The 13,066-nt window shown below is 71.3% G+C and carries 14 protein-coding genes and 2 pseudogenes; 9 read left to right on the top strand and 7 right to left on the bottom strand.

Going from position 1 to position 13,066, the window contains the following annotated elements; all coding sequences use genetic code 11:
- Position 1 precedes the first annotated feature (1 nt).
- Complete coding sequence (locus ACZ1HC_RS03005; RefSeq protein WP_472698686.1) at positions 2-1,369, bottom strand: YcjX family GTP-binding protein; 1,368 nt, start codon at positions 1,367-1,369, stop codon at positions 2-4.
- 113 nt (positions 1,370-1,482) lie between these two features.
- Here ACZ1HC_RS03005 and hrpB point away from each other — a divergent pair, with 113 nt between their 5' ends.
- Positions 1,483-3,939, top strand: coding sequence for an ATP-dependent helicase HrpB (gene hrpB, locus ACZ1HC_RS03000; protein ID WP_472698685.1), 2,457 nt, complete (start codon positions 1,483-1,485; stop codon positions 3,937-3,939).
- Here the strand turns inward: hrpB and ACZ1HC_RS02995 are convergent.
- From ACZ1HC_RS02995 to ACZ1HC_RS02985, 3 genes are all read right to left on the bottom strand, one after another.
- The gene (locus tag ACZ1HC_RS02995) at positions 3,936-4,268 is read right to left on the bottom strand and encodes a DUF2794 domain-containing protein (RefSeq protein ID WP_472700766.1); all 333 of its coding nucleotides are present in this window, start codon (positions 4,266-4,268) and stop codon (positions 3,936-3,938) included. The genes hrpB and ACZ1HC_RS02995 overlap by 4 nt on opposite strands.
- A 64-nt stretch (positions 4,269-4,332) precedes the next feature.
- Positions 4,333-4,620: an I78 family peptidase inhibitor gene (locus ACZ1HC_RS02990; RefSeq protein ID WP_472698684.1), complete on the bottom strand. Its 288-nt coding sequence runs from the start codon at positions 4,618-4,620 to the stop codon at positions 4,333-4,335.
- Position 4,621: 1 nt separating this feature from the next.
- Positions 4,622-4,981 (bottom strand): hypothetical protein, encoded by a 360-nt coding sequence (locus tag ACZ1HC_RS02985; RefSeq protein ID WP_472698683.1) that lies wholly within the window; start codon positions 4,979-4,981, stop codon positions 4,622-4,624.
- Positions 4,982-5,276: 295 nt separating this feature from the next.
- On the opposite strand from ACZ1HC_RS02985, the pseudogene ACZ1HC_RS02980 reads away from it, so the two are divergent.
- The 3 genes and pseudogenes from ACZ1HC_RS02980 to ACZ1HC_RS02970 form a co-directional block, all read left to right on the top strand.
- Positions 5,277-5,707, top strand: a pseudogene (locus ACZ1HC_RS02980) (Glu/Leu/Phe/Val dehydrogenase dimerization domain-containing protein); the annotation flags it as partial.
- A gap of 12 nt (positions 5,708-5,719) precedes the next feature.
- Complete coding sequence (locus ACZ1HC_RS02975) at positions 5,720-6,187, top strand: hypothetical protein (RefSeq protein ID WP_472700765.1); 468 nt, start codon at positions 5,720-5,722, stop codon at positions 6,185-6,187.
- Between the two features lie 20 nt (positions 6,188-6,207).
- On the top strand, positions 6,208-6,702 hold the full coding sequence (locus ACZ1HC_RS02970) for a Rossmann-fold NAD(P)-binding domain-containing protein (protein ID WP_472698682.1): 495 nt from the start codon (positions 6,208-6,210) through the stop codon (positions 6,700-6,702).
- 74 nt (positions 6,703-6,776) lie between these two features.
- Here the strand turns inward: ACZ1HC_RS02970 and ACZ1HC_RS02965 are convergent, their stop codons facing one another.
- Positions 6,777-7,724: an L-threonylcarbamoyladenylate synthase gene (locus ACZ1HC_RS02965; protein WP_472698681.1), complete on the bottom strand. Its 948-nt coding sequence runs from the start codon at positions 7,722-7,724 to the stop codon at positions 6,777-6,779.
- A 112-nt stretch (positions 7,725-7,836) separates the two neighbouring features.
- On the opposite strand from ACZ1HC_RS02965, the pseudogene ACZ1HC_RS02960 reads away from it, so the two are divergent.
- The 4 genes and pseudogenes from ACZ1HC_RS02960 to ACZ1HC_RS02945 all read left to right on the top strand — a co-directional run bounded on the left by ACZ1HC_RS02960 (position 7,837) and on the right by ACZ1HC_RS02945 (position 11,405).
- Positions 7,837-9,533 (top strand): annotated as a pseudogene (locus tag ACZ1HC_RS02960) (acyl-CoA dehydrogenase).
- Between the two features lie 68 nt (positions 9,534-9,601).
- A complete protein-coding gene (locus ACZ1HC_RS02955; RefSeq protein ID WP_472700764.1) occupies positions 9,602-10,552 on the top strand; it encodes an MBL fold metallo-hydrolase in 951 nt (316 codons plus the stop codon).
- A gap of 55 nt (positions 10,553-10,607) precedes the next feature.
- Positions 10,608-10,763 (top strand): aa3-type cytochrome c oxidase subunit IV, encoded by a 156-nt coding sequence (locus tag ACZ1HC_RS02950; RefSeq protein WP_472698680.1) that lies wholly within the window; start codon positions 10,608-10,610, stop codon positions 10,761-10,763.
- A gap of 18 nt (positions 10,764-10,781) precedes the next feature.
- Complete coding sequence (locus tag ACZ1HC_RS02945; protein WP_472698679.1) at positions 10,782-11,405, top strand: type 1 periplasmic-binding domain-containing protein; 624 nt, start codon at positions 10,782-10,784, stop codon at positions 11,403-11,405.
- On the opposite strand, the gene ACZ1HC_RS02940 is transcribed toward ACZ1HC_RS02945, so the two are convergent.
- Together ACZ1HC_RS02940 and ACZ1HC_RS02935 are read right to left on the bottom strand one after the other, a co-directional pair.
- Positions 11,393-11,725, bottom strand: a complete 333-nt coding sequence (locus ACZ1HC_RS02940; protein WP_472698678.1) for an AzlD domain-containing protein — start codon at positions 11,723-11,725, stop codon at positions 11,393-11,395. The genes ACZ1HC_RS02945 and ACZ1HC_RS02940 overlap by 13 nt on opposite strands.
- Entirely contained in the window at positions 11,722-12,489 is a 768-nt protein-coding gene (locus tag ACZ1HC_RS02935) for an AzlC family ABC transporter permease (protein ID WP_472698677.1), read from the bottom strand. Before ACZ1HC_RS02935 ends, ACZ1HC_RS02940 begins: the two co-directional genes overlap by 4 nt.
- A 69-nt stretch (positions 12,490-12,558) precedes the next feature.
- On the opposite strand from ACZ1HC_RS02935, the gene ACZ1HC_RS02930 reads away from it, so the two are divergent.
- Positions 12,559-13,041 carry a GNAT family N-acetyltransferase gene (locus tag ACZ1HC_RS02930; RefSeq protein ID WP_472698676.1) on the top strand — a complete coding sequence of 161 codons (483 nt, stop codon included), beginning with the start codon at positions 12,559-12,561 and terminating at the stop codon, positions 13,039-13,041.
- The last annotated feature ends 25 nt before the right edge of the window (positions 13,042-13,066 follow it).

Raw genomic sequence — 13,066 nt, 5'->3', positions numbered from 1 at the left:
CTCATAGCCGGTCCCCGATCAGGAATTCGGCGGCGCGGTCCAGCCGGATATGGGGCGGGCCGTCGCCGGGGCGCGCCGTCATGGGCGCGGGCGCGAAGTTCATGATGGCATAGTCGCCGTCCAGCCAGCGTGCCGCGCCGTCGCGCGCGGGATGCAGCAGCACGGCGGGATCGGCGGGCAGTTCGCCCGGATAGAAGGCCGCCTGCCGCCCGTCCAGCAGCCGGCCGCGCACGGCGGGCAGATCCTCGCCGTTCTGGCGGATCGTGTCTTCGGTCGTGGCGCGCAGCGCGGCGATCGACATGGCCTCGGTCCGCGCGCCCGAGAAGTCGGCGCGGTCGCGCGCCTCGCGCAGCATCGCCGACAGGATCGCCGTCAGGCGGTTGTGCTGGACGTGATGCAGGTGGTCGGCCTTGGTGGCGGCGAACAGGATGCGTTCGACCCGCCGCGTGCCCAGAAGCTGCGCCAGCCAGCCCGCGCGGCCGGGGCGGAAGGCGGTCAGCACGTCGGCCATGGCGCGGCGCATGTCCTCGACCGCGCCAGGCCCCTGATGGATCGCGCCCAGCACATCGACCAGCACCACCTGCCGGTCGATGCGGGCGAAGTGGTTGCGGAAGAAGGGTCTGACGACGCGGGACTTGTAGGCGTCGAAGCGGCGGCGGAACTCCCGGTGCAGCCGGCCCTCCGCAAGGGTTGCGGGCAGGGGCGCGAAGGTCAGCGCGGGCGAGCCCTCCATCTCTCCGGGGATCAGGAAGCGGCCGGGGGTGCAGTCCGACCAGCCCGCGTCCCGGGCGGCGTGCAGATGCGCGGTATAGACCCCGGCGAGCCGCTGCGCGGTGGGTTCATCGAAGCGGTCGCCATCAAGGCCCGCCAGCGCGGCCTGATAGTCCTGGGCGCCGGGGCGGCCCTGCATCCGGTCCAGAACCTCGGCCGACCAGTCGGAGAAGTCCCGCTCCATCAGGCGAAGGTCCAGCAGCCATTCGCCGGGGTAATCGACGATGTCCAGATGCAGGGTGCGCGGCCCCCTCAGCCCGCCCAGAAGGCCGCGGCCGTCCAGCCGCAGCGACAGGCGCAACTGGCTGACATGGCGCGTCCCCTCGGGCCAGTGGGGCTGCGGGCCGGTCAGCGCGGCCAGGTGGCGTTCGAAGTCGAAGCGCGGCACCGTGTCGTCGGGCTGCGGTTGCAGCCAGGCCGCCTTGATGGTGCCATCGGCGGCGGCGCGCAGCGAATGCATCCGCCCGCGGTCCATCAGGTTCGCCACCAGCGAGGTGATGAACACCGTCTTTCCCGCCCGCGACAGGCCGGTGACCCCCAGCCGGACGACCGGATCACCCATGCCGATGCCTGCCAGAACGCTGCTGCCGATACCCATTCCGCCTGCCTGTTTTTCTGCCGTCGGTCCTGGAAGGTAGGCCCCGGGGAAGGGTTTGCCTAGGGCGGCGGGCCGGGGTTCCGCTTGGCCCGCCGTTGCGCCATAACGCGGGGATGCTGGATCGGTTGCCTGTCGAGGATGTTTTGCCCGCGCTCTGCGAGGCGCTGGCCGCGCAGGACCGGGCGGTGCTGGTGGCGCCGCCGGGGGCCGGCAAGACCACGCGGGTGCCGCTGGCGCTGCTGGACAGGGTGGCGGGCCGGATCGTCATGCTCGAGCCGCGGCGGCTGGCCGCGCGCGCCGCCGCCGAACGGCTGGCCGAGCAGCTGGGCGAGGCCCCCGGCGGCCGCGTCGGCTACCGGATGCGCGGCGAAAGCGTCGCGGGCAGCCGGATCGAGGTGGTGACCGAGGGCATCCTGACGCGGATGATCCAGGCCGATCCCGGCCTGGAGGGGATTGGCTGCGTCATCTTCGACGAGTTCCACGAGCGCAGCCTGAACGCGGACCTGGGGCTGGCCTTGGTCTGGGAGGCCAGGGGCGCCCTGCGCGAGGATCTGGCGGTGCTGGTGATGTCGGCCACGCTGGACGCCGAACCCGTCGCCGCGCTGCTGGACGACGCGCCCGTGATCCGGTCCGAGGGCCGCGCCTTCCCGGTCGAGACGCGCTGGCTGCCCCGGCCGCTGCCCGCGGGCGCGCGCCTGGTCGACGAGGCCGCGCGGCTGATCGCCCAGGCCGAGGCCGAAACTCGCGAGACCGGCGGCACGATCCTGGCCTTCCTGCCCGGCGAGGGCGAGATCCGGCGGGTCATGGCTCAGCTTGGCGACCGCTGTGAAGTGCTGCCGCTTTACGGGGCGTTGAAACCGGCCCAGCAACGGGCGGCGCTGTCGCCCCCGGGGCCGCGGCGGCGGATCGTCCTGGCCACCGCGATCGCCGAAACCTCGCTGACCATTCCGGCGGTTCGGGTGGTGGTGGATGCGGGCCGGGCGCGGCGGGCGCGGTTCGACCCCGGTTCAGGGATGTCGCGGCTGGTGACCGAACGCGTCAGCCGGGCCGAGGCCGACCAGCGCCGCGGCCGGGCGGGGCGCGTGGCGCCGGGGCTTTGCTATCGGCTATGGGCGCGGGCCGAGGAAGGCGCGCTTCCCCCCTTCGCCCCGCCAGAGATCGCGGTGGCGGATCTGGCCGGGCTGGCGCTGGATCTGGCCGCCTGGGGCGCCGCGCCAGGGGATCTGGCCTTCCTGACGCCCCCGCCCGATGCGGCGCTGTCGGAGGCCCGCGCCCTGCTGCGCGGGCTCGAGGCCCTGGACGGGGCCGGCCGGATCACCGATCACGGGCGGGCGCTATCGCGGCTGCCGCTGCATCCCAGGCTGGCCCATATGCTGCTGCGCGCAGGGCCGGAAGCGGCGGAACTGGCCGCGCTGCTGTCGAGCCGCGATCCCCTGCGCGGCGCGCCCGCCGATCTGGCGCTGCGGCTGGCGGCGATGCGCGACCCCGGCGGATTTTCCGCCCGCCATCCCTGGGAGGCGAACCGGCCGGTCATCCAGCAGATCCGCGACGAGGCCTTGCGGCTGCGGCGGCTTGTGGCGTCCCGCGACGGCGGGGGCTCTGCCCCCCGGGCCCCCCGGGGGTATTTGGACAAAGAAGAAACGGGCGCCATGGTGTCGCTGGCCTATCCCGACCGGATCGGATTGCGCCGCAGCGGCGGAGAGGCGCGCTTCGTGCTGTCGGGGGGCAGGGGCGCCGTCATGGATCCGGGCGATCCGCTGGCCGGAGAGCGCCTAATCGTCGCCGCCGATCTGGACGGCGACGCGCGCGAGGCGCGCATCCGCATGGCGGCCCCCCTGGAGGAGGACCGGCTGCGCGCCTTGCACGGCGGGCGGATCGAGACGGTCTCGATCTGCGCGTGGTCGCGGCGCGAGGCGCGGGTGATGGCGCGGGTGCAGGAGCGGCTGGGCGCGCTGGTGCTGTCGGACCGCCCCTGGCCCGAGGCGCCGCCCGAGGCCATCGCCCGGGCCTCGCTGGAGGGACTGCGGCTGGACGGGCTGCCCTGGAGTCCGGCGGCGGCGCGGCTGCGGGCGCGGATCGCGCTGCTGCCGGAGCTTGGCCCGGTCGATGACGCGGCCCTGCTGGCGGATGCCGACTGGCTGCTGCCCTGGCTGGGCCGCGCCCGGACGCTGGCCGATCTGCGCGGGCTGGATCTGGTCGAGCCGCTGAAGGCCCGGATCGGCTGGGACGGCCAGCAGCGGCTGGATCGTGAGGTGCCGGCGCATTTCGTCACGCCGCTGGGCCGCAGGGTGCCGATCGACTACGGCCACGAGCAGCCCTCGATCGAGCTGCGCCTGCAGGAGCTGTTCGGGGTCACGGAACACCCGGCCGTGGGCGGGCGGCCCTTGCGCATCAGCCTGCTGTCCCCGGGCGGCAAGCCGGTGCAGGTGACGACCGACCTGCCGGGCTTCTGGGCGTCGAGCTATGGCGATGTGAGGAAGGACATGCGCGGGCGCTATCCCCGCCATCCCTGGCCCGAGGATCCGCGCCAGGCCGATCCCACGCTGCGCGCCAAGCCGCGCGGAACCTAGTCGACGGCGCGGATCAGCGCCTTGTCCAGCACGCGCAGCACCTGCGCCAGGTCGTGCCCGCGCTTGAGGATGCGCCCGTCCATGCCGATCACCGCATAGGCGCCCTGGGCGGCGCGCAGCCGGGGGCGCTTTTCGATCCGGTAGAGAGGATGTTCGGCGGCGCGGCGGAAGACGCTGAACACGGCCGCGTCGCGCAGGAAGGACATGGCATAGTCGCGCCATTCGCCTGCGGCGACGAATCGGCCATAGACCGACAGGATCAGGGACAATTCCGCCCGGTCGAAGACGACGCGATCGGGATCGGCTTGGAACGGCGGGCCGGCATTCATCATGACGGAATGGTGACACCCGCCGCGGGGCAAGGCAACGGCGAAAACGACGGCGCCGGGCCGGTCAATAGCAGCTGACCCTCTCGATCAGGCCGGTGCGGCCGTATTCGATGTTCAGGCGCTCGGGGCGGAAATCCGAGGTGACGGGATCATCGGGGCCGATCTGGCGGGTTCCGATGGGAAAGGTCATGGCCGCCACCACCGAGGCCGGCTGCCCGACCAGCCCCTGATAGGCCGAGGCGCGGCAGTCATCGGGAGGCGTGTCGGGCGCGGGCTCGACCGGCAAGGGTTCGCAGGCGGCAAGAAGCGCGGCGGCGGTCAGGGCGAGGGCGCAGGCTTTTGCAGGCATCATGTCACCCGCAATCGACATTGGTGATGATGCCCGCCTGGTCCAGGCGGAAGACGATCCGGTTGGGGTCGTAGTCCTGCGGCTCGATCCCGCGATATTCGACGACGCGGTAATCCTTGGTGATGCCGAGGGTCGGGATCACGCTGCCGGGCTGGCCCACCGTGGAACCATAGTTCTTGGTCGCCCCGCAGAGGTCGGGCTTGCGTTCGGTCAGGCCCGACACCCCAAGCGCCGGTTCGGGCGCGGGGGGCGCATAAACCATCGGGGCGGGTTCGGGCAGGGGGGCCGGGACGGGTGCCGGGGCCATGCAGGCCGACACCAGGCTGGCGGCGGCGATCGGCAGCAGGATCGTGATGGTCTTCATGATGGCGGATTCCCTCGGAGCGCCCGTCTGTCGCGGGCTTCGCGCCCGGATCATACAGAGAGCCCCTCTGGTTGAGAAGGCGTGTCGGCGGTCACGTTCGCATCATCGACTCCGGGCCCGCCGCACCCGCCTGCGGTTGGCCGGCGGCGGCCCCTTGTCGGCAGGGCCTGCCAGGGCTGGGCCGGGAAGGGGGCGGGAATGCCCGGATCTTGCCCAGAAGACGCTTGGCCCCCCGTCCGGGCCGGCATAGGGTCCGGGGACATCGCCAGGAAAGCGCCCAGTTCAGGAGCAGTTGATGACCGTCCCCCATACATCCTTCCGCGATTCGGTCGAGCGCATGTTCAGCCAGGCTGCGGGCCTGATGAATCTCCAGCCGGGGCTGGAGGAGAAGATCAGGGTCTGCAATTCGACCTATACCGTGCGCTTCGGGGTGCGTCTGCGCGGGCAGATCCACACCTTCACCGGCTATCGTTCGGTCCATTCCGAGCACATGGAGCCGGTGAAGGGGGGCATCCGCTATTCGCTGGACGTGACCCAGGACGAGGTCGAGGCCCTGGCCGCCCTGATGACCTACAAATGCGCGCTGGTCGAGGTGCCCTTCGGCGGGTCCAAGGGGGCCTTTGCATCGACCCCCGCGCCTGGAACGAGGACGAGCTGGAGCGCATCACCCGCCGCTTCACCTACGAGCTGTCCCGGCGCAACCTGATCTCGCCCAGCCAGAACGTTCCGGCCCCCGACATGGGCACGGGTGAACGCGAGATGGCCTGGATGGCCGATGCCTACAAGCGGCTGCATCCCGACGACATCAACGCCAAGGCCTGCGTCACCGGCAAGCCGCGCACTGCAGGCGGGATCGAGGGACGGGTCGAGGCCACGGGGCGGGGCGTGCAATACGCGCTGCGCGAGTTCTTCCGCCACCCGGACGTGATGAAGCGGGCAGGGCTGGAGGGCGGCCTGGCGGGCAAGCGGGTGATCGTCCAGGGCCTGGGCAATGTGGGCTATCACGCCGCCCAGTTTCTGTCGGCCGAGGACAAGGCGATCGTCACCTGCGTGATCGAGCGCGACGGGGCGATCAGCAACCCCCAGGGCATCAACATCGACGCCCTGCGCGGCCATATCCGCGTGACCGGGGAGTCCGGGGCTTTGCCGGCGGCGACTATCGCGAGATCGGGCTGTCGGCGCTGGAGGACGAGTGCGACATCCTGATCCCGGCGGCCGTCGAAAGCGTGATCCACGCCGGCAACGCCGACCGCATCCGCTGCAAGCTGATCATCGAGGCCGCGAATGGCCCGGTGACGGCGGATGCCGACGCGATCCTCAAGCGCAAGGGGGTGGTCATCATCCCCGACATGTATGCCAACGCGGGCGGGGTCACGGTCAGCTATTTCGAATGGGTCAAGAACCTGTCGCAGATCAGCCTGGGCCGTCTGGAACGCCGCCATGAAGAAGCGCGCGCCCGGCTGCTGATCGAGGAACTGGAGCGGATCTCGGCCGACACGGGCACGAACTTCGAACTGGCGCGCGGCTTCAAGGAGGCCTTCCTGCACGGCGCGGACGAGCTGGATCTGGTCCGCTCGGGTCTGGACGACACGATGCGCGAGGCCTTCAAGAAGATGAAGGAGGTCTGGATTTCCAATCCGCAGATGGATGACATGCGCACCGCCGGATACGTCGTGGCGATCCGGCGCATCGCCAACGTCTATGGATCGCTGGGGCTGTGACGGGAGGCGGGGGCGCTGCCCCCGCCGCCGTTCCGGCGGCGCCCCCGGGATATTTGCGCACAGAAGATGGGGCCTCAGCTCCGCGGTGCGGCGGCGCGGCGCAGGCGGTCGTTGATCGCCGCGCCCAGGCCGTGATCCGGGATCGGCGCGACGGCGATCGGGCGGCCTTCGCGGTCGGCGCGCCGCAGGATGTCGAAGAGCCGGGCGGCGGCCTGGGTCAGGTCGCCGGTTTCCGACAGCGTTAAGGGGCCGGGCCGGCCGAAGGCGATATGGGTTTCGCCGGGCGCGGGATCGGCCGCGTCCAGTCGCAGCGCCGCCCTGGGGGCATAGTGGCTGGTCAGCTGGCCCGGCGCGCTGGGCGCGGCCGGATCGGCATAATGATCCGCCAGCGGGCGACCCAGAACCTCGGCCAGCCGTTCGGCCGGGATGCCCCCGGGGCGCAGCAGCGTCGCGCGGTTTTCCGGCCAGCCGACGATGGCGGATTCCACGCCCAGACTGCAGGGGCCGGCCTCGATCACCGCCGCGATGCGGCCGTTCAGGCCGCCGTCGGGGTCCAGCACATGGGCCGCGCTTGTCGGGCTGATGCGGCCCGAGGCATTGGCCGAAGGGGCCGCCAGCGGCCCGGTCAGCCGCAACAGCGCCTGCGCGACGGGATGCGCAGGCAGTCTGAGCGCGACCGTCTCGAGCCCCGCGGTGACCAGCGAGGCGATGCCCGCTTCCTTGCGCAGGGGCAGCACCAGGGTCAGGGCGCCGGGCCAGAAGGCGGCGGCGAGCGCCTCGGCCTCGGGCGTCAGATCGGCCATGGTGCGCGCCGTGTCCAGGTCGGCCACGTGCACGATCAGCGGATTGAAGCTGGGCCGGCCCTTGGCCTGATAGATGCGGGCGACGGCCTGGGGGTTGCGCGCGTCGCCCGCCAGGCCGTAAACCGTCTCGGTCGGGATGGCCACGACCTGTCCTTGCGCCAGAAGGGCGGCGGCGCGGGCCAGCCCGCTTTCGTCTGGCAACAGTCGTTCGGTCTGCATCCGTGACGCCGGGTTTCGGTTGAGCATTGGTCAAGGCCCCATAAGATGGGCCGCGACAGTCAGATAGCCGCGCCGCGGCAGGTTGCCAAGGCGCCGAGGGAAAGGGATCCAGATGAGCTACAAGGCCCCGGTCGAGCAGATCGACTTCATCCTGAACCACGTCGTGCCGTTCCCCGACCTGGCCCGGACCGACCGCTTCGCCGAGGCGACGGCCGAGACCGCGTCCGCCATCCTGTCCGAGGCCGGAAAGCTGGCCGAGAACGTCCTGGCGCCGCTGAACCGGGCGGGCGACGAACAGCCTGCGGTCCTGGAAAACGGCCGCGTCCGGTCCTCGCCCGGCTATGCCCAGGGCTTCCGCGCCATTGCCGAGGGCGGCTGGGTCGGGCTTTCCGCCGATCCCCGTCACGGCGGCATGGGGCTGCCGCAGGCGCTGAACATGGCCGTCTCGGAGATGATGTCGGGCGCCTGCCTGGCCTTGCAGCTGAACCCCCTGCTGACCCAAGGCCAGATCGAGGCGCTGGAGCATCACGCCAGCGAGGAGCTGAAGGCGCTGTACCTGCCAAAGCTGATCTCCGGGGAATGGTCGGGGACGATGAACCTGACCGAACCCGGTGCGGGCAGCGATGTGGGCGCGCTTGTCACCCGGGCCGAGCCCGTGGACGACGGCACCTATCGCGTGACCGGCCAGAAGATCTACATCACCTGGGGCGACAGCGACGTGACCGACAACGTCTGCCACCTGGTGCTGGCCCGCCTGCCGGGCGCCCCCAGGGGAACCCGGGGCATCAGCCTGTTCATGGTGCCCAAGCTGATCCCGGATGCCGATGGCCGGCCGGGGGTGGCCAACAGCCTCAAGGTCCTCAGCCTCGAGGAGAAGCTGGGCATCCACGGCAGCCCCACCTGCGTGATGAGCTTCGAGGGCGCCACCGGCTGGCTGGTCGGCGAGGAGCACAGGGGCATGGCCGCGATGTTCACGATGATGAACTGCGCCCGCCTGGGCGTGGGGATGCAGGGCGTCGGCGTGGCCGAGGCCGCGCTGCAGAAGGCCGTGGCCTATGCCGCCGAACGCAACCAGATGGGGCCGATCATCCGCCATCCCGACGTCCGCCGGATGCTGGCCACCGCCCGGGCCGAGGTCTTTGCCGCCCGGGCCATCGGCCTGGCCTGCGCCACCGCCATCGACCTGGAGCGCGCCACCGGCGAGGCCGCCCATGCCGCCCGCGCGGCGTTCCTGACCCCGATCGCCAAGGCCTATGGCACCGATGTCGGCTGCCGGGTCGCCGACATGGGCGTGCAGGTCCACGGCGGCATGGGCTATGTCGAGGAAACCGGCGCGGCCCAGTATCTGCGCGACGTGCGCATCACCCCCATCTACGAGGGCACCAACGGCATCCAGGCGATGGATCTGGTGGGCCGCAAGCTGTCGGACGGCGGCGACGTCGCCCTGCGCCTTCTGGACGAGATCGCCGACGGCGCCAAGACCGCCCAGGTCGATCACCCGCAGATGGCCAACCAGCTGTGGCAGGCGGCCGAGACCCTGCGCGAGGCGACGCAGACGCTGCTCGAGCGCGACCTGCCCGACCGCTTTGCCGGGGCGGTGCCCTATCTGTCGGCCTTCGCCCGGGTGCTGGGGGGCTTTACCACCTGCGCGCGGTGCAGGCCGGCGGCGGGACGCAACTGGCCCTGGCCCGGGTCTTCATGGCGCGCGTCCTGCCGCGCCACGCGGCCGACCTGGCCGAGGCCCTGGCCGGGCTGGACGACCTGGAGGGCATCAGCGACGCCGCGCTGGCCGGCGCTGTGGCGGCGTGATCGCCGCTCCGTTCCAGGTCCCGCCCGCGGCGGGCGATGCCATTACGGTCGCGCCGGGCGTCCTGTGGATGCGCCTGCCGCTGCCGATGGCGCTGGACCACGTGAACGTCTATGCCCTGGACGAGGGCGACGGCTGGACGCTGGTCGATACCGGCTTCGACACCCCCGCCGCCCGCGAGGCCTGGACCGCGCTGCGGGCGGGTCCGCTGAAGGGCCGGCCGATCCTGCGCGTGATCGGCACCCACCACCATCCTGACCATATAGGCCTGGCAGGCCGGTTCATGGCGCTGGACGGGGCGGAACTGGCCATGAGCCGCACCGCCTGGCTGATGGCGCGGATGCTGGTCCTGGACCGGCAGGACCATATCACCGCCGAATCCCTGGCCTTCTGGCGCCGCGCCGGGATGCCGGCGGAGATGCTGGAGAAGCGCGCTGCGGAACGGCCCTTCAACTTCGCCGATTGCGTCCATCCCCTGCCGCTGGGCTTCACCCGGCTGACGGACGGGCAGGACGCGGTGTTCGGGGGCCGCCGCTGGCGCGTCGTCATGGGGCACGGCCACGCGCCCTGCCACGCCACCTTCTGGTCCCTGGATGACGACCTGGTGATCGGCGGCGACCAGCTTCTGCCCTCGATCTCTCCCAATCTGGGGGTCTATCCGACCGAACCCGAGGCCGATCCGGTGGGCGAATGGATCGACAGCTGCCAGCGGATGCTGGATCTGGCCCAGCCTCGCCACCTGGTCCTGCCCGGCCACAAGCTGCCCTTCACCGGCCTGCCGACGCGGCTGCGCCAGCTGATCGACAACCACCACAGCGCCCTGGCCCGGATGGTCGCGGCCCTGCGCGAAGGCCCGCGCACGGCGGTCGGCTGCTTCGACATCCTGTTCAAGCGCCGCATCGGATCGGGCGAGTTCGGCCTGGCCCTGGTCGAGGCGGTGGCCCATGTGAACCACCTGCACCGGCAGGGCGTCGTGTCGCCGGTGGGACAGCAGGACGGGGCCGTGCTGTGGGGGGCGTGACAGGGCGGACGGTTTCCGTTATCGCAAGGGCGAACCGGACAAGGAGGGCAGCCGCATGGCGCAGCATCACGACACGACCGAACACCACAAGGTCGGCACCATGGACATCACCGAACAGCAACGGACCTTCAGGGGCTTCATCAAGTTCGCCACCTGGACCGTGATCCTGTCGATCCTGGTGCTGGTGTTCCTGGCCCTGGCGAATGCCTGAGCGGCAGGCGGATCCTCAATGAAAAGACGGGTTTTTCTGGCGGCTGCCATGCCGGCCGCCCTGGCCGCCTGCGGCGCCAAGCACGTGTGGGATTCCGACGAGGAACTGCGGGCCGCGCGCTTCGTCTCGGACGAGCCGCCGTCGATCACGCTTCTGACGGTGATCGGCATTCCGCGGGGCGAGGGCGGCCATTCAGGGCTGATGGTGAACGGCAGCCAGAGGGTGATCTATGACCCCGCGGGAAGCTGGCAGCATCCGCGCATCCCCGAACGCAACGACGTGCTGTACGGGATCACCGACAACTTCAAGAACTTCTACATCGACTACCACGCCCGCAGCACCTACTGGGTGGCCGAGGACACCGTCTTCGTCAGCCCCCAGGTGGCCGAGGCGGCGATCCGCGCGGTGGAATCGCAGGGCGCCTCGCCCAAGAGCTTCTGCGCCGTGAACACCGGCCAGGCGCTGAGCCGCGTTCCGGGATTCGAGAACGCGCCCACCGGCTTCAGCCCGATCAGGCTGCGCAACTGGTTCCTGACGCAGCCGGGCGTCCAGTCCAAGCGGCACATGGACGGCGATCCGGCCAACAACCACGACGTGCTGCTGCGCCAGAAGGACGGCAGGATCGTCGGCTACAACATGTAAAGCAGGCCGAACAGCGTGATCGCGCCGGCAAGGATGGCCGCGATCATGTTTCGGGTCCAAAGGCCGACCGCCACCGTCACCGCGGCCGCCGCCATGCGCGCCGGGTCGGGCTGGCCGCCGTTCGCGGCGGGCCAGACCACCAGCGGCGCCACAAGCGCGGGCAGCACCGCCACCGGCGTGTAGCGCAGCATCCGCAGCACCCAGGGCGGCATGTCCCGGTTGCCAAGCGCCCCCAGGAACGACCAGCGGATCAGGAAGGTGCCGATGCCCAGCACCACGATCACCAGCCAGATGGTCAGGTCCGAAGGTCCGTCGGTCATGCGCGGGCCCTCCGGCTGGCGCGCGTCTCGACCAGGGCTCCGGCGGCCATGCCCAGCGGCGCGGCGATCAGCAGCCCCAGCCCCGACGGCAGACCCGCCAGCAGCAGCGCCGCCACGATCGCCACGAAGCAGGCCGCCAGATGCGCCGCGCTGCGCAGCATCGGCGCGATCATCGCCAGAAAGGTGATCGGCATCGCGAAATCGAGCGCGATCCCTTCGGGGATCGCCTGCCCCAGGGTCGCGCCGATCCAGGAAAAGATCATCCAGGGCAGGCAGACCACGGTGACCACGCCGGCGAAGAAGGCCAGCCGCTGCCCCAGGGTCAGGCGGGGATTGGATTCGTATTCCTGGACGGCCAGGGCATAGCTCTGGTCCACCAGGGAATAGGCGACCATCGCCCTCTGCGCCGCGCTGGCCCCGCGCAGCCAGGGCACCAGCGAGGCCGAATACATCGCCATGCGCAGGTTCACCGCCAGGCTGGACAGGATCACGATCAGGACCGGCGCGTTTTCCGACAGAAGCTGGACCGCCGTGAACTGCGAGGCACCGGCCAGCACCAGAACCGAAAAGCCCAGGACCTGCCCCACATCCATGCCCGCCTTGGTGGCCACCACCCCGAACAGCATCCCGAAGGGCATCATCACGATCAGGAAGGGCAGCGACCTGAGCACGCCCAGCCGATAGAGGCTGCGCGGGGTCCGTGCCTCGGCCGCGTCGGCACGGCCTTGCCGGGGCGCGGAACGGGGCTGGGGGATCGGTGACATGGGGGCTTTCGCATCAGGCCGGAACGCGGCACCTTGGTTGCACGATGCGCAACGGGAAGGCAAGGCCGGGTGCAGATCCTGTTTCCCATTCCGGCCCGGCACCTGCCCGATGCCGCGGGCCTGTGGTGGCGGGCCTTTGCCCCGCCCCTGGCCTGCCGCCCGCCGCAGGGGCGCGCCTGCCACGGCATCGCCGCGATCGGCGGGAACGACGGGCTTGCCGGAATGGCCGGGATACGCGACGCCCAGGGGGGCTTTCTGGCGGCCATGCCGCTGCTGGCGCGCGCCTGTTACCGCGCCGCGCCGGCCACGGCGGATCTGGTGATCGACGGCATCGTGGCCGCCCGTCCGCGGTCGGGCATCGGCCGCGCGCTGCTGGAGGGCGCGGCCCGGGCGGCGCGGCAGGCGGGCCATCCCGGCCTGCGCGCCGAGGTCGAGGCCCGCAACCGCGACGCCCTGGCCTTCTACGCCGCATTGGGCTTTGCCGAGATCGGGCGCGGTCCCTTCGGATGGCCCTGGTCCGGGCCGGTGGTGCTGCTGCGCCGGCCCGTCTAGCCGCCGCCCGCACCGCGACCCGCGC

The sequence above is a fragment of the Paracoccus sp. BR5-17 genome (genome assembly GCF_055693925.1).
Note: the sequence above shows the minus strand (reverse complement) of the source record. Positions and strands in the feature narration are given on the sequence as shown.

Bases quoted from the DNA above. Each gene is read 5' to 3' on its own strand.
- hrpB (WP_472698685.1), top strand. From the start codon at position 1,483: ATGCTGGATCGGTTGCCTGTCGAGGATGTTTTGCCCGCGCTCTGCGAG.
- ACZ1HC_RS02975 (WP_472700765.1), top strand. From the start codon at position 5,720: ATGGGCACGGGTGAACGCGAGATGGCCTGGATGGCCGATGCCTACAAG.
- ACZ1HC_RS03005 (WP_472698686.1), bottom strand. From the start codon at position 1,369: ATGGGTATCGGCAGCAGCGTTCTGGCAGGCATCGGCATGGGTGATCCG.
- ACZ1HC_RS02950 (WP_472698680.1), top strand. From the start codon at position 10,608: ATGGCGCAGCATCACGACACGACCGAACACCACAAGGTCGGCACCATG.
- ACZ1HC_RS02940 (WP_472698678.1), bottom strand. From the start codon at position 11,725: ATGACCGACGGACCTTCGGACCTGACCATCTGGCTGGTGATCGTGGTG.
- ACZ1HC_RS02955 (WP_472700764.1), top strand. From the start codon at position 9,602: ATGCGCCTGCCGCTGCCGATGGCGCTGGACCACGTGAACGTCTATGCC.
- ACZ1HC_RS02945 (WP_472698679.1), top strand. From the start codon at position 10,782: ATGAAAAGACGGGTTTTTCTGGCGGCTGCCATGCCGGCCGCCCTGGCC.
- ACZ1HC_RS02990 (WP_472698684.1), bottom strand. From the start codon at position 4,620: ATGATGCCTGCAAAAGCCTGCGCCCTCGCCCTGACCGCCGCCGCGCTT.
- ACZ1HC_RS02985 (WP_472698683.1), bottom strand. From the start codon at position 4,981: ATGAAGACCATCACGATCCTGCTGCCGATCGCCGCCGCCAGCCTGGTG.
- ACZ1HC_RS02995 (WP_472700766.1), bottom strand. From the start codon at position 4,268: ATGAATGCCGGCCCGCCGTTCCAAGCCGATCCCGATCGCGTCGTCTTC.
- ACZ1HC_RS02935 (WP_472698677.1), bottom strand. From the start codon at position 12,489: ATGTCACCGATCCCCCAGCCCCGTTCCGCGCCCCGGCAAGGCCGTGCC.
- ACZ1HC_RS02965 (WP_472698681.1), bottom strand. From the start codon at position 7,724: ATGCAGACCGAACGACTGTTGCCAGACGAAAGCGGGCTGGCCCGCGCC.